The sequence below is a fragment of the Frigoriflavimonas asaccharolytica genome (assembly GCF_013294015.1).
GTDB lineage: Bacteria > Bacteroidota > Bacteroidia > Flavobacteriales > Weeksellaceae > Frigoriflavimonas > Frigoriflavimonas asaccharolytica.
In genome coordinates, this window is sequence record NZ_JABSNO010000009.1 from 94840 (window position 1) to 117017 (window position 22178).

Consider the following 22178-nt stretch of genomic DNA (forward strand, 5'->3'; position numbering starts at 1 on the left):
AAATTTATTGGATACCTTTGCATTTCAGATATTTCTCTTTAATAATACACAAATTATATAAAAATGAAAAAAAATTTATTAGTTCTTGGTGCTTTAGCAGTTTCATTGTCTGCAAGTGCACAATTGATGAATGTAAATGGGAGCGCAACTGGCACAACGCCCGCTGCTCTTTTTTACATCACAGAAGGAACATTAGTATACAGTGGAGGTGGAGTACAAACCAAAGGAAATGGACAGATTGATAATCATGGAAACATGATGATTGTAGGTGAAGCTATTGATGTGTTGAAAACAACCGCGATGGATGGTACAACGCCAAAGACAGATGGTGGAAACATAGTTTTGAGAATGAATGCTCCTTTAGGCGCAAACTCTACTTATGGCCAATTATCTATAGAAGGATTAGCACAAACTAGTTTAACAGGAATTGTAAGTAAAGAATTTCTTACACCAAAACATGGTACTGGATTATTTTATCAGCAAATCGCAATCCCATTTTACGATAAACCATTAAGTACACTATCTGCAGAATTTGGCAAAACATTTTCTACAGTACGATACTCTAGAAACGAAATTCTAACTTGGAATAATACAACTGCAGTTTCTGATGATGTAGGACCACTAAGTACTACAACTACTGGTTATACAAAATACTACATGCTAGGTTCTAATAATGATTTAGATACAAGTACGCCACCAGCTACTTTACCTACTATAGCGCCATCTGCAACTGGATCTGTTTATACCTTAAAAGGTAGAGCAAATTCCGACGGACCATTTGTTGGTGTTCCTTTAACTGCAAGTTTGCAAAATGCAGGAGCAGGTATTAATTATGGAGTAGGTGGAAATGCTCTTAATAGTTACAACGAAAGATACAATACCTATTTGCAAGATCAGTTTGAAGCAACGAGTTCAGCTTGGGCAGGTACGTTCGGAAAAAATATCTATCAGTTTGGAAATCCATTTTTCACAAATTTAGATTTAAGTAAAATCGGTTACACAGAAGCAGGTGGAGTAAACGATGATAATCAGATTGTAAACATTTGGGGTGTTAGATTTTCACCAGGAACAGTAAAAACTCTTACTACTGGATCTACTTATTCTATAGGTGCTCAAATCCAAACTTATGTTCAATCTACAGGTTTACCTGTTGGCGATGCAAGCATAATGATTAAACCAATGCAAACCTTTGTGCTGAAATTAAGGAATAGTAATGCTGTGCCTGATATTAAATTTAATAAATTACGTAGATTTAAAAATGTTTCAAGATTAGATGGCACTTCGTACTCTGTTACTGCAGCCAAAAATACTACTGGAACATTGAAACAACTTGGAGTAATTGCATTAAATAGTAATGGTGATGAAATAGGTAGAACATATTATGTAGTTTCCCCTACTTCTATTACTGGTCATCAAACTAATACAGATACCACCGTTCAAGCTGCAAGTGGAGCAGGTGTGATAAAAACTTTTGAGGAAGATCCTATCAACGGGATGTACGATTATAATTACACTTCAAAATATGCCTTATACATCAATGAGGCGAATGAATTTGATTTTAATGGTAAACCAGTTCCTTTAGCATTGTATAGTTCAGATATTGCATCTCTCAAATTTGAAATTAGAGAAAATGTAGAACTTCTTCCAAATCAACAACAAGATTTATCTACAGGTATCGCATTTTATTACAAAACTTCTACCGGTGCTACAGCTGCTATTTCCCAGAACATGGTAATTCCTACAAATGGAGGTACCGAGTTTGGATTAAGCTATGGTCCAATTACCTCTGCAGTATTAGGTACGGTTGAAGCTCCAAAAGGTAGCAGAACCTTAGTAGTTTACAATGAAGCGATTGATAATTATGTTGTACAGTTTGATCCTAAATGGAAATCAGCAGATGTTCAAGTATATGATATGAGCGGAAAGATTGTAATATCAGCTAAAAATGTGAAAACAGCTCAAGATTTTGTTATTAATCTTACCAATAAAATACAAGGTACTTATATAGTAACTGGAACAAATGAGAGTGGAGAGAAATTTACATCTAAAATTATCAGATAAAACACAAACTATGAAAAGCTTTAATAAAAAATTTGTTTATTCGATTATACTCTCTTTTATGAGTATTGCAGCAATTGCACAACCTCCAGATCCAGGTGGTGGTACCGGTGGAGTTGGACCTGGGCAAACTGCCTCGCCAATTGATATGTATGTTTATATACTAGCAATTGTTGCGGTAGGTTTAGTAATATTTTTCTCAAAAAAATATTCTAAACAAATTTCTAAATAATCAATCTGGATTTATATAAAACCCAATGAATTTTCATTGGGTTTTTTTATCTTTGCACTATGAAAAAACTTTCATTTATAATCGCAGTTTCTATTTCTACTTTTAGTTTTGCCCAATTTTCTGTGCAAGTAGAAGCCAATCCAAACTATAGTGCCAAAGAGGCAATACTATTTACTTTAGATGGGTCTAAAGATATTATATCATCCAAGGAAAGTAAATCGGGAAACATTTGGAAATTTAAGGTTCCGCAAAATTATAAAGGGATGATGAAAATTTATTTTCCAGAAATAAATTATTCATTTAATCTCATTTCTGAGAACAAAGACGTTAGTGTAAAACTTACCACTACAAGTGATAAAGTAGAAGATGTAATTTACCTAGATCAAGCAAATATCTTAATGGATGAGGTACAAGATCTACAAAATAAAAATGAACTCATTTTTCCAGCTTTGGTACAAATAAAGGATTATTACTCTCCAAATTCTACATTTGGTGGTGCACTAAGAAATGAGATAGATAGATTAGGAAAGACCGTAAGTATAGACGCACAAAAGAATCCTTTTGTGTACTACTATAATACAAATTATAATAAATATACGATCAGTAGTTCTGTTGTAAAACCACCCACTCAAACAGAAATTGTAGATTTTATCTCTAAATCTGGTGAAATGCTAGAAACTTCATCTTTGCTAAGACCTATATTAGTAAATTATCTAAATGCTGCAACCAATGCAAATTCAGAACAAGCAGTAGATACCATCTTAAATAAATTAGTTCTGGAAACACCAAGAGGCCAAACGGTACTTTCAGAATTTATAGATATCTTTAGTGCTTATGGAATGGTAAGCCTTAAAGATAAATACCTTACGAAAGCCAAAGACCTTAAATGTACCATTAATACTAGATTAGCAAAAACGTTGAAATCTAACGCCAATGTAGAACTAGGCGCAATATTTCCAAATTATATTTTTTCAAAATCTGTTACAAATACAAATTTGAAATCTATAGCAGACGTAAAAAATGCCAAAAAGGTTATAATGTTTTGGGCCTCAACTTGCTCTCACTGTGAAAAAGATTTACCTATTATTCTTGGAAAATACACCACTTTAAAAAGCAACAACGTAGAAGTTATTGGATTGTCTTTGGATAGTGATAAAACCTCCTACGATAATAAAGTAAAAGCCCTTCCATGGATCAACGATAGTGAATTGAGAGGTTGGAACAGTTCGTATTCTGAGACATATAACATAACTGCAACACCAACTTACTTCATTCTGGACAGCAACAACAAAATTATTGCAAAACCTGACAGTATTTCGGATGTTTTTACGTTTTTAGGTGTAAAATAATTTGGTGCTGTTTAGAAAAAGATTTATATTTGCACCACTTTAAAAGGCGAGGTAGCTCAGTTGGTTAGAGCACAGGATTCATAACCCTGAGGTCGGCGGTTCGATCCCGCTCCTCGCTACAAAGAACTAAAAAGGTGCAAATAATATTTGCACCTTTTTTCATTTCTAAATCTGAAGTTTTGTCCAATTTAAATTAGAAATAATTTTGACTTTCAGATCCATGTTAACGAAAATTTTTAATAACTCTAAAAGTTCGTTTTTAACAAGTTTCAATTAATTTCACCTTATAGATTTCATCAATGATAAAATATTTAATAAATAAGTGATATAATATTTGGTAATTAGAATTTTTATGTTACTTTTACATCGTCCAATTGAAGCAACTAATTATTGTGAATAAGAAGACTATAAATTTTTTTTCATCATTTGTGTTTTGAGAATCGCATCGTAAGATGCGATTCTTTTTTGTTATTTATTACGCTTGTATTTGATCAGGATTTCCGTAAAATAGGAATAAGTAATACTGCCTTCTTGCTGATTAGATTTTAAAAACAAATTATTTGTTACCGCAAAAAAATCATCTAAAAAACCAGCATGTTTCTCATTAAAATTTCTTTCAAATTTTAAATCCCTTTTCATCCCTTCAGAAAAATGATCTATTAAATTTTGTACAAATGCTTCATCTCCCATTTGTATATAGCGAAGCAAACTTTTTAAAGCAAAAAGATCTGTGGAATATTTCAATTCTGCATTTTCAGAATTTTCACCGATTAAAAATCCTACAAAATTAGCTTCTTGTTCCTTTGCATATCCCAATTGGTGGCTGCTTTCATGTGCCATTGTGAATGGTAAATAAGTGTCCGGAAGTTCGGAGTTATATTGTGCCTCCGAAGTGAAAGGATTATAGTAACCCATAATTCCAGTATAGCTCATTACGAATTTAAAAATGCTTGGCTTTAATGAATTCACTTCAACATATTTTTTTTGTATTAAATGTTTAGGAAGATTTTTTTGAGCTTCTAAAAGTTCTTTTTCAAGAATAAAATTATTTTCAATCTTAAAAACTCCCTCTTTGTCTTCTTTTACCTTTTTCCTATTTGAAATACAAATCTCTAAATACTCTTTTGATAAAACCTTAGCTTCGTCAATACTTATTTTTTCCTCAGACAATTTATTTATCAATGGCACTTGAAAATATAACATGCCCCAAAATATTTGGTAAATAAAATAAAATGAATTCAAAATCATCAATAATTTTAAAGCGGATTGATTTCTTTTCTCTTTTCTAAATAATTTAAAAATTGATAAAATCAAAATCAATCCCAAACCGATATACAGAACATCTCCAATTGAAAATGGAAGTTGTGAAGCCATATATTGCTGTGTAAATTTTTTATACTCGAACAAATCGCTGAAGAATTCTACGGCAAAATCAATCTTAGACAAGCCAAAGAACAAAAAAAATTGGACAAGTAATATACCTATCCAAAATCTTTTCTTTTTGATATTTAATATGTTTTTAATGCGCATTGCTTTCTCCAATATCATCAATATCTATGTTTTGTTTTTTAAGAAAACCCTTCACCAAAAATGCAAACAAAGCGAGGTAAGCGAAGCAAAATACAGGAATTATATAAGAGTTATGAATACCTATAATGTCCGCTAATTTCCCTTGAATTGGGGGAATTATACCTCCTCCCAAAATCATCATCACCAAAAACGCAGAACCTTGTGCGGTGTATTTTCCTAATCCTACAATGGATAAACTGAAAATTGCTGGCCACATAATACTACAAGCCAATCCGCCAGATAAAAATGCATAGATGGCAATATTTCCCGTTGTTAGTAAACCGATAGTCATGGCAACAACACCTAAAATTCCGAAAATCATTAAAGTTTTTGCTGGTTTTTCTTTAGCAATAAAAAATGCTAAAATCTGTATAAAAACACAAATTATAAATAAAAGTAAACCTTTCATATCATAACCTGCCAAAGTATTGACCCCAATTATTATAAAAAATGCAACAATGGGTACTATAATCAAAAGTATTTTTTTGATGCCACTAGAAATATTAAATGCACTGATTGCTCCTGCCCATCTTCCAATCATCAAACCGCCCCAATACATAGAAATATATGGAGCAATTTCGGAAGATTGAAGTCCACCAAAATCTTTATTTTTTAGCAGTTCCCCAAGATTACTTCCAACGGCAACTTCTACTCCTACATAAAAGAAAATTCCCAACATTCCTAAAACCAATTGTGGATACTGCATCGCTCCCCACCCAGAATTGTTTTTCTTTGCATTGGAATAGGAATATAATAAGGTAGATACTACCACAAATAAAGCTCCAAATAGCCAATACATTCTTTTTCTTTCCAGAGGTTCTTTCAAATTTGAAATTTCTGCTCTTTCTGTTATTATCTTTGCTTCCTCATTATTAATTATAGCTTCTAAAAATTCAATTTTTGTTAGTTTTACGTTCTCTTCTATTTTTTCGTCGTGCTTAGTTTTTACTATTTCATCAATGTTTTTTTGAATGATATCGGTATTTGGTTTTATGCGTTCTTCAATTTTTACAATTTCTTTTGCAGATGCAGAATTGTAGCTCATAAAAACAGGCACAAACATAATAACCAATAAAAATGTCATTATTATCAACGTTTTCATAGCCTTTCCAGCTTTCTCCATTGGTTCTGTATTGATACCAGCAGGAACTTTTTTAGAAAAATGAAACAAAGCTGCCGCAAGAATAAATAGCAAACCAACTGCGCCATATAAAATTACCACCTTATCTAAAGGAAGTTTAGAAATTGCATTATCAGATATTGCTGCAGTTGTTCCGAATAAAGCTAAACCTACAACCAACGGTCCGATGGTGGTTCCGAAAGAATTGATGCCTCCTCCTAGATTGATTCTAGAGGCTCCAGTTTTGGGATCTCCCAATAAAACTGCAAAAGGATTGGCTGCAGTTTGCTGCAAAGAAAAACCTAATGCAACGATGAATAAACCTAAAAGCATTCCGGAGTATACATTCATCAAAACTGCAATGATCATCACAACTGCGCCAAATGCCGAAAATAACAAACCGTAGACAATAGATTTTTTAAATCCCCATTTGCTCACAATATCAAATCCTTTTATAGTGCTTAAAACAAATAATAGCAAAGCTCCTATAAAATAGGCTGTGTAAAAAGCAAAATCAATTAGTTGAGATTGAAATTGGTCTAGATGAAAATAATGTTTGCAAAAAGGTATGAAAACACTATTTCCTGCAGCGATAAAGCCCCAAAAGAAAAATACAATAATGAGCGTATACAACGCAGGGAAATTCGTTTTTTGATTTTGAGACATAATTTTGTTAATTTTTTTAGAAAACAAATATAATTAAATATTTCAAGGATTGTTTTTAACGAGCGTATTTTTAATTTCTTGATGCGCCGTCGATTTTAGTTCACTTACAGATTGGTTTGGCTCCAAAATATCATTAAAATAAACCTGAACTCTACCAGGAAATCCTTTGCTATTATCAAAAGGAAACATTTTTCTCAAGCCCACGAAAGTAAAAACCAAAATAGATTTTTGATGTGTTTCTGCCAAAATAAATGCTCCATCTTTAAATTGATCTAGCACAATAGAAGCATCATCCGAAACGCCACCTTCCGGAAAAAGAACTATAGTATCGCCTTCCTCCATTCTTTCTGCGCATCTTGTGTATACTTCTGCGCGGCTTTTTGGGGAAGTTCTATCTACCATCACGCAAATTCTTTTGTATATCGTTCCAAAAATTGGTAATTTCTCCAATTCCTTCTTTCCTACAAAACAAATAGGATGATTTGGTAGCATAATTACAGGAAGCATCACATCCATGATGGAAGTATGATTGGCGATAAAAACGTATTGTTTATTTTTATCAATTTTTTTATCCGTCAGTTTCGTCAAAGAAAACCGAAAACCCATGCCATAGAACATCCCGAAGCACCAAAGTCTAATAAAAATGTACGCATATTTATAATCTTTTTTCCGGAAAGAAAATAGGTAGACAGGAATAAAGAAGATACAAAGTAAAATGAAGCCAAGCAATACAAACCAGCCTCTCCAAATATAATTTAAAATTTTAGTCATCAATTATCTAATTTTTTGGGCAGCTTAATCCGCCTTCCGTTCCCAATCTTTTTTTGTCAAAAAAGGATTTCCACTCAAGTCGGGCTGCAAAGTTTCGCATTTTTCCAAATTTATTTATTTTCAACCGTTGAAAACAATTTTTTTCTTCAAAGAATAATTCAAAATAGAAACTACTACAATTGCAGAAATTTTACTCATGATCTCGGAACTTAAAGTGAAATATTTAATATCAAAATTAAATTTGAAAACATATTTGTAGAAAACTTGAAAGAAAAGCAAACTTAAAATAGTAGAGAATACGGAGAGGATCATGAAATAAACGAACTCTCTTTTTTTAGAATGTTTGCCACGAGCAAAAACAAACCAAATGCTCAAAAAATAATTGGTTATAATACCACAAGTAGTAGAAGATATATTGCTCAAAGGATAAAAAACACCATGAAAATTTGGCTCTTTCGGAATAAATGTAGGCAGCAAAACACTGAAAATTTTGAAACTACCAATCTCTATTACAGCACTTATTGCTCCCGCCAATCCGAAAAAAAGTATCTGTTTGTGCTTTAATAGCAATTTTTTCATTAATTATAGTAAAGCTGCAAAGTTATAATTATATGTTAAACTTTTAAAATTTTGTAAAGAAATATTTGTTCATTGCCAAATTTTATATAAATTTATTCTTTAATTATACGCAAATTTACCTGAGAAGAAATTTATTTCCAATCTTGAAACTCCCTTACAAAATGATAGTTTTCTAAATAAAAAAGTTAAAATTCGTCCATGAATACTCAAAATCCTTGCAAAAAATTCGAATCTCAAAGAGAAAAAGTACAAACACTCTTACAAGAAAATTCAAGATTCAAGAGAATTTACGAAGAATATGACTATTTATCGGATAATCTTTGGGATCTAGAGCAAACAGAAGGGATATCTATTACAGACGATTTTATTAATTATATAAAGGTGGAAACCAACTATTTAGAAGATGAAATCACCTTTATATTGCTAGAAAAAGCATAGGCTTATATCTTAAAATTAAGTTTGCTGTATATTTACATATAATTTTCAGTATTAATGATTACTTTAGCATTATAAAAAGCTAAACTATGATTGGTATTATAGATGGAGGTTCCACAAAATGTGATTGGGTAATACTCGATGAAAATCTGAAAATGCATCTCAAAACAGAAACGATAGGTTTCAATCCAAATATTATACAAGCAAATCTCATTTCTTCCGAAATTGATAATCATCACAAACTACATCTTTTAAAAAATTCTTTGCAGAAGATATATTTCTATGGTTCTGGTTGCGGTGTTGCAGAAAATAGAGCGATTGTGCAACGAGAATTGCAAAAATCTTTTCCTTTTGCAGAAATATTGGTGAGCGAAGATCTTACAGCAGCTGCTTATTCTGCATACAACGGGAAACCTGCTATTGTTTGTATTTTGGGTACTGGCTCTAATTCTTGCTTTTTTGATGGAGAAAATGTGAAAAGTATTTTACCATCTCTTGGCTTTTTAATTGGTGATGAAGGAGGTGGAAGTGCGATTGGAAAACATTTGCTAAGAAGGTTTTTCATGAAAAAATTACCAAAAGATTTACATGATGATTTTGTGAAAGTTTACAATCTATCCATAGAAGATGCTTTGCAAAACATGTATCACAACCCACGAGCAAATGCTTATCTCGCAGATTTCAATAAATTTGTAGTGGAAAGGAAGCAGCATCCGTACTTTCAAAATATGATATTTGATGAAATGAAAAATTTCTTTGATTATCATGTTGTACCTTATCCAGAATCTGCCACTGCCGAAATCAATTTCATCGGTTCTATTGCCTACTTTTACGAAGATATTCTAAAAGCAGCGGCAGCAGAACTAAATCTAAATGTAGGTTTCATCGTGCAAAAACCCATCGAAAGTTTGGTCAATTATCATCGGAAATATATTCTTTGATAGGATGAAGACTTAAAAGTCTAAAAATAAGAACCTACAAAAAAAATCAAGAATAAAAATTCAAAATTTAAAAATCTGCTTGTTCAGACAAATCTGCGAGCAAAAAAATCATAAAAAATAAAGAAATATGGCGAGGAAAACGCAACGAGACGAAAAACAATTTAATCAAGCCGCACTAGATTATCACAGTGCATCTCCAAAAGGAAAAATAGAAGTGGTACCTTCTAAACCACACTCTACACAGAGAGATTTATCTTTAGCATACTCTCCTGGAGTCGCAATTCCGTGTTTAGAAATAGAAAAAGATCCGAAGAAAGCTTATGATTATACAGGAAAGGGAAATCTTGTAGCCGTTATTTCCAACGGAACTGCGGTGCTTGGTTTGGGAGATATTGGCGCAGAAGCATCTAAACCCGTAATGGAGGGAAAGGGTTTACTTTTTAAAATTTTTGCAGACATCAATGTTTTTGATATAGAAATAGATGAAAAAGATCCTGATAAATTTATAGAAATCGTAAAAGGAATAGCACCAACTTTTGGTGGTATTAATTTGGAAGATATTAAAGCTCCAGAAGCATTTTATATAGAACAAAAACTAAAAGAAGCTCTGAAAATTCCTTTGATGCACGATGATCAACATGGAACTGCTATTATTTCTGCCGCAGCTCTGATTAATGCATTAGAAATTTCTGAAAAGAAAATAGACGAAGTAAAAATCGTGATTAATGGAGCAGGAGCAGCTGCCATTGCTTGTACGAATTTGTACATCGCTTTAGGTTTAAAAAAATCTAATATTTTGATGTGTGATAGCAAAGGTATCATCAATAAAAATAGGACAAACCTAACATCCGAGAAATTAGATTTCGTCGCAGATACAGATCTTGAAACGCTGGAAGATGCTTTGCGCAATGCAGATGTTTTTATCGGTTTAAGCAAAGGAAATGTAATGTCTCCAGAAATGCTATTGTCCATGGCGAAAAACCCTATCGTTTTTGGTTTGGCAAATCCAGATCCAGAAATAGACTACGATTTGGCAATTTCTACCAGAGAAGATGTAATTATGGCAACGGGAAGGAGCGATTATCCCAACCAAGTAAATAATGTACTAGGCTTTCCTTATATTTTCCGTGGTGCTTTGGATGTACAGGCAACTGGAATTAATGAAGAAATGAAGCTTGCTGCTGTTCATGCAATAGCAGATTTAGCAAAAGAACCCGTTCCAGAAGCTGTGATTTTAGCTTACGGCGTGAAAAACTTACAATTCGGTACTTTATATTTTATTCCAAAACCTTTTGATAATCGTTTGATTACAAAGGTTTCTATAGCTGTTGCAAAAGCAGCAATGGAAAGTGGAATTGCTCAAAAACCAATTGAAAATTTCGCAGAATACGAAAATCAATTGCTGGATAGAATGGGACGAGACGAAAAACTCATCCGAATGATGCAAAACAGAGCAAGATCTAACCCAAAACGTGTTGCTTTCGGAAATGCAGAAGAATATAATGTATTAAAAGCTGCGCAAATTCTCTACGAAGAAGGTATTGCTGAGCCAATATTATTGGGCGAGAAAAAATTCATCCAAGAGCAAATGGAATTGTATGGTATGGATATGCAAGTGGAAATTGTAGATCCTTCTGATGAAGATCAAGCCGAAAGAAGAAAAATCTACCGCGAAGATTTTTGGAAAGCCCGCCAAAGAAAAGGCATGAACGAATATAAAGCGCGTAGATTTATGCGCCAAAGAGATTATTTTGGCCCGATGATGCTCAAAAAAGGAGATACAGATGCTCTTATCGTTGGATTTTCTAAAAGCTATGCATCGGTGTTGAAACCAATTTTAGAAATAATAGAAAAAGATAAAGGGGTTGATAAAATTGCATCTATGATGATGATTTTAACAGAAAAAAAGCCGATGTTTTTTGCAGATACTTCTATCAATATCAATCCAACTGCAGAAGATTTGGTAAACATTGCAAAGATGGCAGATTTCACGGTAAAATCTTTTGCCATAAACCCAAGAATTGCGATGCTTTCATACACCAATTTTTCTGGCAAATCTGAAACATCTAAAAAAGTAGCAAAAGCTGTTAAGATGTTGCATGAGAAATTTCCAAAAATGATTGTAGATGGAGAAATACAACCAGATTTTGCGATGAGTGCAGACCACTTGAGCGATTATCCATTTTCGAAATTAGGAGATCAACCAGCCAATACATTTATATTCCCCAATTTGGAAAGTGCAAATCTATCGTATAAATTCATCCGTGGAATGAAAGTAGCACAAGTAGTAGGTCCAATATTAATGGGATTGAAGCAACCTGTTCACGTTTTGCAAATGCGCGCAAGCGTAGATGAGATTGTAAATCTGGCAACTATAGCAGTTTTGGATGCGCAAAGAAGAGAAGAAGCATAGAAGTTTAAATCAAACGAAAAAAAAAGACTGCAATTTGCAGTCTTTTTTTTATTGATTTAAAAATTTCACGAATCGAACTAAATCTTTTTCGTCATTAAATTTAATATTATTTTTTTTGACAAAGCTATTAATTTCAGATTTTTTTCCTGGCAAAGCTTCTATAATCTCTTTTTGATTCTTTGGTTTTTTGAAAATCTTAGAACCAACTTTAATGTAATAAGAAGGATCCATTAATTTGAAATTTGCAAGTTTATCATCCGCATAAGGAGATTTTGCTTTTTCGGCTTCATTAAAAACGGTTCGCACTTCTTTATATAAGGATGCGTTTCCTTCAACAAGCAAAAAATAGTAGCCCAAAGGATTGTCTGGGAAATTTTCTAGCACTAGAGTTTCTGAGGGAGATGTAAATTCTATACGGCTAAATTGAGCTTCTTTTGGCAAAACTCGCAACTCATCGTTTTGTTTAAATTCTACAACATCTTGGTAAGAATCATATCTAGCAGTCACTTTTTCGTAATCATTGGCGATAGTAGTGATTCTTAAATTTTTATTTAAATAAGGTGTGCCGTCAATGTCGGAATATTTGATGGTTCCAGAATTGCTCACAGCGGTATAAGAAATGTAACCACCATTTTGCATATCATCTATAGATCGTATATTTTGTCCGAAAGATGATACAGCAACTCCTAAAAGTATTGGTATGAATAAATTTTTCATGTAATTATTTTAATAATGCAAAAGTAATAAAAAAGATTAATTATCTGTTAATTAATTGTTCTTTTGCAAAAATGGTACCTAAATTCATAATTTCATAAATTTTTTATAAAATGGAAAAAATTATTTTGGTTGAATTTTAAAATTAATTCCGAAAAATAGCTGATATATTGGAACATTGTTTTTTTATTTAATTTCTTTACATTTGCGCAAACTTGTTTTATGATTTATTTTTTACAAGGAAAAGTGCACGAACTTTCACCAACATATACCGTATTAGATGTGCAAGGTGTTGGATATTATGTGGGAATCAGCCTGCAAACTTCTGAAAAATTAGTTTTAAATCAGCCAACCTTCCTTTATATACAGCAGATAATACGAGAAGATGCCAATTTGCTCTTTGGTTTTCATACGCAATCTGAAAAAGAGATGTTCAATCTTTTAATCAGCGTAAATGGAGTAGGAGCGGTTTCCGCTTTAATATTGCTATCCTCCATTAGTTTACAGGAAATTGCGACAGCCATACAATCTGGAAACAGCGGTTTGTTGCAAAAAGTGAAAGGTGTTGGTACAAAAACAGCAGAAAGAATAATTGTAGATTTACGAGATAAATTGGCGAAATTTTCTACCTCAGATGAAAATAATTCTTCCTTTGTAAATAATAAAGTAAAAGAAGAATCGTTATCAGCTTTAGAGGTTTTGGGTATTTCCAAAAGAATGAGCGAGAAAATTGCCGACAAAATTTTGAAGCTAAATCCAGAAATTTCTATAGAAGATTTGGTAAAACAAATCTTAAAAAACATGTAGCACTTTGTATAGATTAAAATATTTAATATATCAGTTTTCAAGACTCGCTTTTCTGCTTTGCACTGGCTTTTTTGCTTTTGCACAAGAAGATGACGATAGTAAAAATAGCGTTCGACAAGAATACAAACTACCAGATCCAACATATTATGAAGGATTTTACGACATAAAAATTGGCGTCTACTACGTCTATCCAAAAATTGGTGAATTAATTGTCGGAAATGCAATAGTGATGACGCCAGAAGAATATCAAAAATTCATGTTGGCTCAAGCAGCAAAAGCGTATTACAAAGATAAATCTGCAGCATACAGTTCCCTTTTTCGTAAAGATAATACGGAAGCTCAAAGAAGAGGACTTATCCAAACATTAAACGTAAGAAATAGAATTTTTGAAACTATATTTGGCGGAAATACGATAGAAATTATCCCAAATGGTTTTGCCTCGTTTGATCTTGGTGGCTTGTATCAAAAAATTGATAATCCATTAATTTTACCCCAAAATAGAACCAGCTTTGCTTTTGATATAGAGCAAAGAATACAACTGGGATTGACAGGGAAAGTAGGAGAAAACCTTACGCTAAAAGCAAATTACGATACTCAAAGTGGTTTTGCCTTCGAAAATAGAACAAATCTTATCTACCAAAACAAAGGAACTTGGCAAGATTTACAACAAAATGGCGTCAATAACCCGAAAATTACGGGTGAAGATAAAATTATAAAGAGAGTAGAATTTGGAAATATCAATATGCCACTTTCTACCAGTTTGATACGAGGATCAGAATCTTTGTTTGGTCTGAAAACAGAATTTCAACTAGGGAAAACAAATGGAACTGCCGTATTTTCTCAGCAACAAGGTGAAGCCAGAAATATTGTAGTGCAAGGAGGAGGTGTTTTGAGCACTTTTAAAGTAAATGCGATTGATTATGAAGATAATCAACATTATTTCATCGGGCATTATTTTCGAGATAATTATGATCAATCTTTATTAAATTATCCTCAAATAAATTCAAAAATTAGCATTACCAAAATGGAAGTTTGGGTGCTAGATCAAGGAAACGGAAGTTTAGCTTTTCAAAAAAGTATTGTAGGAGTAAGAGATTTAGGAGATGGTGTTTCTGGTTTGCCAGACAATTCTCAAAATAATCTATTTCAATCTGTTTCTGCTTTGGGAGCCCCACTTCGTGATGCAAATACTGCCTATAATACCATCAATGGACAATCTTTCCCAAACGCAAATGGCGTTCCAGAATCTTACCAAGATGGGGAGCAATTTATATTTAATAGAAAGGCTAGAAAATTAAATTCTAATGAATACAGCTACAATCCACAATTAGGCTATATTTCTTTAAATTCTAGATTGAATGACAATCAACTTTTAGCAACATCTTTTTCTTACACCGTAAATGGAAGCAATAAAGTCTACAAAGTAGGAGAATTTGCAGAGGAAAGTCCGGTAATTATTACCAAAGTATTAAAACCAAATACAAATGTAAAAACCACCTCGCCAATGTGGGATTTAATGATGAAGAATATCTATCCATTAGATGCTTATCAGGTAAATCCAGATGGTTTTATTTTAAATGTTTATTATAGAGATCCTCAAACCGGAGGTAAAGTTAATTATCTGCCAAACACGATTGTAGAAGATACCAATCTTTTGAAATTATTCAATTGGGATCGATTAAATATTAATAATGACGTTCAAAATAATGGAACAACTACAGGAGATGGTCTTTTTGATTTTGTAGAAGGTATCACAGTAAAAGGAGATGAAGGTAAAGTAATTTTCACCAAAGTAGAGCCGTTTGGTAGTTTTATGCAAAGCGTTTTGGGAAGCAACAATCCGCAATATGTTTTTAATGATCTGTATGATCAGCAAAAACAAGTAGCCTCGCAAAGCAACCTTGCCCTGCGATATACAATGGAAGGTAGATACAAAGGAGCACAAGGAGATGGAATTTCCTTAGGAGCTATCAATGTACCAGAAGGTTCTGTACAAGTTACGGCAAATGGTGTTCAACTTCAAGAAGGGATAGATTATACGGTGAATTATCTTTTAGGATCTGTAACTATTATCAATGAACAAGTAAAACAATCTGGACAAGCCATCAATATTTCTTTAGAAAATAATTTAACATTTAATACTCAAAGAAAACGTTTTGTAGGCTTAAATTTAGAAAGAAAAGTAAGCGATAATTTCCTCATTGCTGCATCTGTAGTAAATTACTCCGAAACACCTTTAACTCAAAAAGTGAATTTTGGGCAAGAAGCGGTGAATAATACAATGGCTGGCTTTAATATCTTGTATAATAATAAATTGCCATTTTTAACGAGAATAACGGATAAAATACCATTAATAAATACTGAAGCACCTTCCAATTTAAATTTCAAAATGGAGGCAGCCTATCTCTTTCCAGGTTTAAATAATGCTACAAATAGCGAATCCTATATTGATGATTTCGAACAAACAAGTTCCAAAATTTCTTTAAAAGAACCTTCCGCTTGGAATCTTGCTTCCAAACCAGAAAAAAATCAAAACAACCCCATATTTGCAGGTGCTGGACAAAACAACTCGTTGGCAAATGGAAATGGAAGAGGTTTGCTAACATGGTACAACATTGATCCAAGATTTTATGGCGTTGGTGGGAAAGCACCAGATGGAATAGACGCTCAAGCAGTTTCTAATCACGCTTCTAGACGTGTGAGATTGGATGAACTATTCGCGACAAGAGATTTTGTGGCAGGTGAGCAAATTTTCACCAATACATTTGACCTAAGTTTTTTCCCTGCAGAAAGAGGTCCTTACAATTATAATAATAATACTGAAACGCCACAACAAAGATGGTCTGGACTAATGAGACCTATTTCGGTTTCCAATTTTGTAAATTCTAATATAGAATATGTAGAATTTTGGATGATGGATCCTTACGCAGATGGAAACACAATAGGTACAAACCCAAAAGTTCTACTACAACTAGGAAACGTTTCTGAAGATGTACTAAAAGATGGACTTTTGCAATACGAAAACGGATTGCCTACAGCTACTACTCCTTCTACTACAACCAGCTCCAATCTTGGAACACAACCAAATCAGCCACCAATTTTATATGCATTTTCTAGTGATGGTGCAGAAAGAGCAGAACAAGATGCAGGATATGATGGACTTACAAATGCACAAGAAGCAGCAAAATTCCCAAGTACTTTTGTAAATCCAGTTTTAAATACACCAGATCCATCAGCAGATGATTTTGTATTTTATTTATCAGATCTTTTTCAAGGAAATTTAGCTTCTTATGTGCCTTCTCGTTACAAATACTTTCGAAATTTAGAAGGGAATTCTAAGAGTAATACTTTAGAAGTAGCTTCTCAAACACCAGATGCAGAAGATATCAACCGAGATTATAATTTAGATCAAAGCGAAAATTACAACCAGTACACCATCAATTTAGAAAAAAGCAGCTTGGTAGTAGGTCAAAATAATATCGTTAATGAAAAAACAGTAAAAGCTACCTTCGAAAACGGACAAGAGTCGGATGTAAAATGGTATCTTTTCAGAATTCCAGTAGAAGCTTATGATCCATCTACAATTGGTGGTGATGCAGATCCTTCTGTATTAAATAATGTACGTTTTGCTAGAATGTTGCTTACAGGTTTTGAAACAGCTTCTACAGTAAGATTCGGTACTTTTGATTTGGTAAGATCAGACTACAGAAGATACACGAAAAACATATTCCCAGTTGCAGGTCCAGAAGAAGGAACACAATTGATAGACAATTCTAATTTTGAAGTAGGTTCTGTAAATTTAGAAGAAAACGGACTGAACCAACCACCTTATGTTTTGCCTCCGGGAATTGATAGACAAGTGCTTTCTGGTAGCGCAGGAGCTCAAAGACAAAATGAAGCATCTCTTTATTTAAAAGCTACAGGATTAGGAAATGTGAATGCAGAAGCAAGAGGTGTTTTCAAGAATATTTCTTTGGATATGAGAAGATACAAAAAGCTTCAAATGTTCGTACACGCAGAAGATTTAATTAATAAAAATTCTTATTTAGATCCTTCCACTAAATTTTTTATAAGATTTGGTAGTGATGCAACAGACAATTATTACGAATACGAATCTTCTTTACAATATACAGATTTCTCTGCAACTTCGCCTTTAGATATTTGGCCCGCAGAAAATGAGGTAAACCTGGAACTGCAAAATTTCATTGATCTTAAAATTAGAAGAGATAAAAATTCTAGCGTTATTTTAAATAGATATACGGATGCAGATTATGGAGATACGGATAAAAAAATATACGTAAAAGGTAGACCAAGTCTGGGCAATGTTTCAACCATCATGATTGGTGTAAGAAAAAATGGGAGTTCTATTGGAGAACGTTCTAAAGATGTAGTTCTTTGGGTAAACGAAATACGACTTTCAGATATAGAAAATGAAGGTGGATATGCAGGAAATGCCAGTTTGAATTTTAATCTTGGAGATTTTGCCGTCGTGAATGCCAATGCTTCTTACTCATCTGTAGGTTTTGGAAACATAGATTCCAGACCAGCCGAAAGAAGTCAAGCGTCACAATCTGCTTACAGTGTAAATACTACTATTAATGTAGATAAATTTTTGCCAGAAAAATCTGGAATGAAAATTCCTTTAACGTATTCTTATTCACAAACTATCGAAGATCCAAAATACAATCCCTTGGATACAGATGTTACCTTTGCCGAAGCTGCAAACCAAGAACAATTGAAAGAAGTTGCTAGAACTTACACACAGCAAAGAAGCATTGGAGTTGTGAATATGCGTAAAGAAATTACCAACACCACAAGAAAACCAAGACCTTATGATGTAGAAAATCTATCATTAACCATGATTTATAATGACGATTTCTATAGAGATATCTATACAAAAAGAAACTATCGTCAGTATTTAAATGGATATTTGGAATACAACTATAGCTTCAAACCATTTGTGATAAAACCTTTCAATAAATTAATAAGCGATACCGCAAAATCTGCAAAAAAATATAAATTCATAAAAGATTTTAATTTTAATCCAGTTCCTACAAGATTTTCCTTCCGCACAGATATAGATAGAAATTACAACGAACTAGAGTTTAGAAATATAGAATCCATCATCAACGGGAATTTTGGAAATGATTTTGATGTACTTAAAAACAGAAACTTCTATTTCGGTTGGCAATATGCATTAGGTTTTAATTTCACAAAATCCTTCAAAGTAGAAATTAATTCTGCCACCAGAACTTTAAATGATGATCAAGATGTAAATCTTCTGGACAATAGATCTATATTCCAAAATGCATTCCGAGCAGGGAGACCAGTTTTATACAATCACAAGGTACAAGCAAATTACAGAGTGCCATTCCAATTGATACCTGCGATAGATTTTATTAGTGCAGAATTAAGCTATGGTTTCGCTTACAACTGGAATGCAAGATCTACTGCTTTACTCAATAGTCCAGATGGAAGTTTGGGTTCAATTGGGCAAAATACAAATGATAAAATTGCAACTGGAAAAGTAGATTTTCCAAAATTGTTCAAAAAATTCAAATATTTTCAAAAAATTGATAGTGTAATGCTTGGTAGAAAACGAGAAGTAGATTCTTTAAATAACGCCTACACAAAATCTTGGGAGAAGGGATCGTACGCATACAAACCCTACAAGTTCAAAAATAAACTAAAACCATTGCAGGCGGTTGCTTATGCATTTACAGCAATCAAACAATTAGATTTTAATTATTCCGAAAATAATGGAACTGTACTGCCAGGTTTACTTTCTGCACCTAATTATGTAGGATACGGTCAAACTTTGGGTGGCCCAACGTACGGTTTTCTATTCGGTTCACAAGCAGATATTAGAAGAACAGCCTTAGAAAATGGTTGGTTGAGTACCTCAGAATTCATGACGGATCCTTACCTTCAATTGCGCAATAGAACTCTCACTGCAAATTTGCAAGTAATTCCAGCAAACGATTTAAGAATAGATTTTAATGTTTTATCCACTTATAATAGAAATTTCAGCCAATCTGGTTTTAATTCTCAACAAAATTTAAACACAGCAAATCACGATTTTACGTTCGCTACAGAATTTGTAACCTATTCCAACACCGCAATCATGGCGAAAACCGCTTTCAAAAGTGGAGAAGATATTTACGCGAATTTGATTGCAAATGCTAAGGAAATTTCTCAACAAATACCCGGAGCTGTAGGTGCAGATGGTTTTGTAGATGGTTACGGATTATCAAATTCATATGTATTAATTCCTGCTTTCCGTGCAGCTGTGGAAGGAAGATCTTCCAAAAGCCCCCTCGGAAATCCCACAAAATCCGGCATTCCAATTCCAAACTGGAGGTTAATCTATTCTGGACTTAAAAATATACCAATCATAAGTGGGCAATTTGCAAAATTTGACATTCAGCATTCCTACAATTCAACCTATACCGCAACTGGTGTACAATCTGGTATAGATTTTTTCAACAATCCCGGAACTCGAGATGTAAATGGAGATTTCTACAATCCATACACATTTTCTCAAGTTGGATATGTAGAACAGTTTGCACCACTGATTGGAGTAGACGTTACGATGAGGAATAATGTGCAATTTCGTGCACAATATAATAGAGATCGTTTATTTATGCTCGGTTTGGTCAATCATACACTTACAGAAGATAGCGGTACTGGCTACGTTTTAGGTTTTGGATATATTATCAAAGATTTCCGACTAGGCAATCTTGGCGGACCAACAGGAAGAGGAGGAGCTAGAACAACCAGCGATTTAAATATCCGTGGAGATGTAGAATTGCGTGACAATAGAACCATGATATCCAATATTTTACTAGACGATTCTCAAGTTACAGGTGGACAAAGATTATTGACCATCAAGCTTTCTGCAGATTATAGCGTAAACAAAAATGTAAATCTTCGTTTATTTTATGATCAATTGATGACGAAATACAAAATTTCTACAGCATTTCCATTAACCACCGTTCGTGCTGGAATATCGGCAACCTTTACTTTTGACGAAGGCGGATTTTAAAATTGTGCTTACAAATAATTTGTAGCCTGTCATTACGAACCAGATAATCAGCAGAAAAAGCAATCTTAATCATTATATTTTTTGTGCGACAGTTTAATTTTGTTTAATAGATTTCTTCAATTTTTTATGGCGCCAATTTCCGCCTTCCGTTCCCGCTTTTTTACCATCCGCTTGAGGCAGATGATAAAAAGAGCTACACTCAAGTCGGGGCGCAGCGTATATATAGATTTTAATTTTAGTTTATGGTATGAAAATTTTGATACGTTTCCATCTTTAAAATTCTTAATCATAAATTTAAAATTGATCAACTTTTAAAAATTTCATTTGAAAGTTCAATCTATTTTAATTAAATTTGAGGAAAATAATATAAAAATGAATACACCATCAGAATTAAAGTACACCAAAGATCACGAATGGGTGAAAATGGAAGGAAATATCGCAACAATTGGTATCACAGATTTTGCACAAAGCGAACTAGGAGATATTGTGTTCGTTGATGTGGACACTGTAGATGATGAATTAAATTCAGGAGATGTTTTCGGAAGCGTAGAAGCAGTGAAAACAGTTTCAGATCTTTTTTTACCAATAGCAGGTAAGGTTACAGAATTTAATGAAGATTTAGAAGATTCCCCAGAATTATTAAATTCAGATCCATACGGAAAAGGTTGGATCATCAAAATGGAAATAGAAGAAGGAGCAGATATGTCAGAATTACTTTCTGCGGAAGAATACCAAGCAACAATTGGATAAAATTTTTCAAAATTCTAAACTCACAAAATTAGCACTACTTATCTATTGGGTAGTGCTTACTTTTTTATTACTTAAGCCAGCCCATCTGCAAGAAGAAAGTTGGTATATTTTTGATGGGATAGATAAAATAGTACATTTAAGTATATTTACGCTCCTAGGCTTTCTATTTATGATTGCTTTTTCAAAATGCAAATTTCAATTTTTTGTACAGTTAATGCTCATTTATGCATTCGCAACAGAAATACTCCAAGAAAGTATGCACATGGGTAGATCATTAGAAGTATTAGATGTTGTAGCAGATTTTTTTGGTATATGTATAGGATATTATCTTTATACTTTGCTCAAAAAATTAATTTCGTAACAACATACAATCATTGGCGTACAACAAACTTTGATTTTTTTGAGCGTTTTACCAACTTAAAAAGGTTAAATACCGTTGGTTTAATCAATGTGGATAACTAACCTTTATTCCCAATCAATTGGAAAATAGTTAGATAAGCGAAAAGATATTAACTATTCCAAATTCTATCATTTTTATACACCATTAATCCAAAAAGTCGTTTTATATTTGCAGTCCCGAAAGGGGAGTAGGAGTATACGTAATGGTAGATATATTTTATAATATTTTTTTCAAAAACATTTTGTAGGATAGAAAATATATGTATCTTTGCAGTCCCAAATAATCAGAGATGTTTTATTGGGAAAGCGTAGAAGTTTTGGGTTTATTTA

Annotated in this window: 15 protein-coding genes and 1 tRNA gene; 11 read left to right on the forward strand and 5 right to left on the reverse strand. The window is 33.0% G+C overall.

From position 1 onward, the window contains the following. Positions 1–63: 63 nt before the first annotated feature. The 4 genes from HNQ03_RS07880 to HNQ03_RS07895 all read left to right on the forward strand — a co-directional run bounded on the left by HNQ03_RS07880 (position 64) and on the right by HNQ03_RS07895 (position 3758). Positions 64–2061: a T9SS type A sorting domain-containing protein gene (locus HNQ03_RS07880; protein ID WP_173779130.1), complete on the forward strand. Its 1998-nt coding sequence runs from the start codon at positions 64–66 to the stop codon at positions 2059–2061. Between the two features lie 10 nt (positions 2062–2071). After that, the gene (locus HNQ03_RS07885; protein ID WP_173779037.1) at positions 2072–2290 is read left to right on the forward strand and encodes a signal peptidase; all 219 of its coding nucleotides are present in this window, start codon (positions 2072–2074) and stop codon (positions 2288–2290) included. A gap of 59 nt (positions 2291–2349) precedes the next feature. Beyond that, positions 2350–3639 (forward strand): TlpA family protein disulfide reductase, encoded by a 1290-nt coding sequence (locus HNQ03_RS07890; protein WP_173779131.1) that lies wholly within the window; start codon positions 2350–2352, stop codon positions 3637–3639. A 45-nt stretch (positions 3640–3684) separates the two neighbouring features. Beyond that, positions 3685–3758 (forward strand) — tRNA-Met (locus HNQ03_RS07895). A gap of 349 nt (positions 3759–4107) precedes the next feature. Here HNQ03_RS07895 and HNQ03_RS07900 read toward each other — a convergent pair. From HNQ03_RS07900 to HNQ03_RS07915, 4 genes are all read right to left on the reverse strand, one after another. Beyond that, the gene (locus HNQ03_RS07900; protein ID WP_226927463.1) at positions 4108–5187 is read right to left on the reverse strand and encodes a DUF3810 domain-containing protein; all 1080 of its coding nucleotides are present in this window, start codon (positions 5185–5187) and stop codon (positions 4108–4110) included. After that, on the reverse strand, positions 5159–6994 hold the full coding sequence (locus HNQ03_RS07905) for an MFS transporter (RefSeq protein WP_173779132.1): 1836 nt from the start codon (positions 6992–6994) through the stop codon (positions 5159–5161). Before HNQ03_RS07905 ends, HNQ03_RS07900 begins: the two co-directional genes overlap by 29 nt. 42 nt (positions 6995–7036) lie before the next feature. Continuing rightward, positions 7037–7765, reverse strand: a complete 729-nt coding sequence (locus tag HNQ03_RS07910) for a lysophospholipid acyltransferase family protein (RefSeq protein WP_173779133.1) — start codon at positions 7763–7765, stop codon at positions 7037–7039. 120 nt (positions 7766–7885) lie between these two features. Then, positions 7886–8344: a GtrA family protein gene (locus tag HNQ03_RS07915; protein ID WP_173779134.1), complete on the reverse strand. Its 459-nt coding sequence runs from the start codon at positions 8342–8344 to the stop codon at positions 7886–7888. A gap of 198 nt (positions 8345–8542) precedes the next feature. Here HNQ03_RS07915 and HNQ03_RS07920 point away from each other — a divergent pair, with 198 nt between their 5' ends. From HNQ03_RS07920 to HNQ03_RS07930, 3 genes are all read left to right on the forward strand, one after another. Next, on the forward strand, positions 8543–8782 hold the full coding sequence (locus HNQ03_RS07920; RefSeq protein ID WP_173779135.1) for a hypothetical protein: 240 nt from the start codon (positions 8543–8545) through the stop codon (positions 8780–8782). An 86-nt stretch (positions 8783–8868) separates the two neighbouring features. Beyond that, on the forward strand, positions 8869–9720 hold the full coding sequence (locus HNQ03_RS07925; protein WP_173779136.1) for a BadF/BadG/BcrA/BcrD ATPase family protein: 852 nt from the start codon (positions 8869–8871) through the stop codon (positions 9718–9720). A gap of 127 nt (positions 9721–9847) precedes the next feature. After that, positions 9848–12133 carry an NADP-dependent malic enzyme gene (locus HNQ03_RS07930; protein ID WP_173779137.1) on the forward strand — a complete coding sequence of 762 codons (2286 nt, stop codon included), beginning with the start codon at positions 9848–9850 and terminating at the stop codon, positions 12131–12133. A 48-nt stretch (positions 12134–12181) separates the two neighbouring features. Here HNQ03_RS07930 and HNQ03_RS07935 read toward each other — a convergent pair whose 3' ends face one another. After that, the gene (locus HNQ03_RS07935) at positions 12182–12850 is read right to left on the reverse strand and encodes a hypothetical protein (RefSeq protein WP_173779138.1); all 669 of its coding nucleotides are present in this window, start codon (positions 12848–12850) and stop codon (positions 12182–12184) included. Positions 12851–13069: 219 nt separating this feature from the next. Between HNQ03_RS07935 and ruvA the strand changes: the two genes are divergently transcribed. From ruvA to HNQ03_RS07955, 4 genes are all read left to right on the forward strand, one after another. Further along, a complete protein-coding gene (gene ruvA / locus HNQ03_RS07940; protein ID WP_173779139.1) occupies positions 13070–13654 on the forward strand; it encodes a Holliday junction branch migration protein RuvA in 585 nt (194 codons plus the stop codon). A gap of 4 nt (positions 13655–13658) precedes the next feature. Further along, positions 13659–20699 (forward strand): T9SS outer membrane translocon Sov/SprA, encoded by a 7041-nt coding sequence (sov, locus tag HNQ03_RS07945; RefSeq protein WP_173779140.1) that lies wholly within the window; start codon positions 13659–13661, stop codon positions 20697–20699. Positions 20700–21071: 372 nt separating this feature from the next. After that, entirely contained in the window at positions 21072–21449 is a 378-nt protein-coding gene (gene gcvH / locus HNQ03_RS07950; protein WP_173779141.1) for a glycine cleavage system protein GcvH, read from the forward strand. Then, on the forward strand, positions 21442–21810 hold the full coding sequence (locus tag HNQ03_RS07955) for a VanZ family protein (RefSeq protein WP_173779142.1): 369 nt from the start codon (positions 21442–21444) through the stop codon (positions 21808–21810). Before gcvH ends, HNQ03_RS07955 begins: the two co-directional genes overlap by 8 nt. The last annotated feature ends 368 nt before the right edge of the window (positions 21811–22178 follow it).

Excerpts from the sequence above, each read along its gene's own strand:
- HNQ03_RS07935 (WP_173779138.1), bottom strand. The coding sequence starts at position 12,850 with ATGAAAAATTTATTCATACCAATACTTTTAGGAGTTGCTGTATCATCT.
- gcvH (WP_173779141.1), top strand. The coding sequence starts at position 21,072 with ATGAATACACCATCAGAATTAAAGTACACCAAAGATCACGAATGGGTG.
- HNQ03_RS07880 (WP_173779130.1), top strand. The coding sequence starts at position 64 with ATGAAAAAAAATTTATTAGTTCTTGGTGCTTTAGCAGTTTCATTGTCT.
- HNQ03_RS07910 (WP_173779133.1), bottom strand. The coding sequence starts at position 7,765 with ATGACTAAAATTTTAAATTATATTTGGAGAGGCTGGTTTGTATTGCTT.
- HNQ03_RS07925 (WP_173779136.1), top strand. The coding sequence starts at position 8,869 with ATGATTGGTATTATAGATGGAGGTTCCACAAAATGTGATTGGGTAATA.
- HNQ03_RS07890 (WP_173779131.1), top strand. The coding sequence starts at position 2,350 with ATGAAAAAACTTTCATTTATAATCGCAGTTTCTATTTCTACTTTTAGT.
- ruvA (WP_173779139.1), top strand. The coding sequence starts at position 13,070 with ATGATTTATTTTTTACAAGGAAAAGTGCACGAACTTTCACCAACATAT.
- HNQ03_RS07930 (WP_173779137.1), top strand. The coding sequence starts at position 9,848 with ATGGCGAGGAAAACGCAACGAGACGAAAAACAATTTAATCAAGCCGCA.
- HNQ03_RS07920 (WP_173779135.1), top strand. The coding sequence starts at position 8,543 with ATGAATACTCAAAATCCTTGCAAAAAATTCGAATCTCAAAGAGAAAAA.
- HNQ03_RS07900 (WP_226927463.1), bottom strand. The coding sequence starts at position 5,187 with ATGATATTGGAGAAAGCAATGCGCATTAAAAACATATTAAATATCAAA.
- HNQ03_RS07885 (WP_173779037.1), top strand. The coding sequence starts at position 2,072 with ATGAAAAGCTTTAATAAAAAATTTGTTTATTCGATTATACTCTCTTTT.
- HNQ03_RS07905 (WP_173779132.1), bottom strand. The coding sequence starts at position 6,994 with ATGTCTCAAAATCAAAAAACGAATTTCCCTGCGTTGTATACGCTCATT.
- HNQ03_RS07915 (WP_173779134.1), bottom strand. The coding sequence starts at position 8,344 with ATGAAAAAATTGCTATTAAAGCACAAACAGATACTTTTTTTCGGATTG.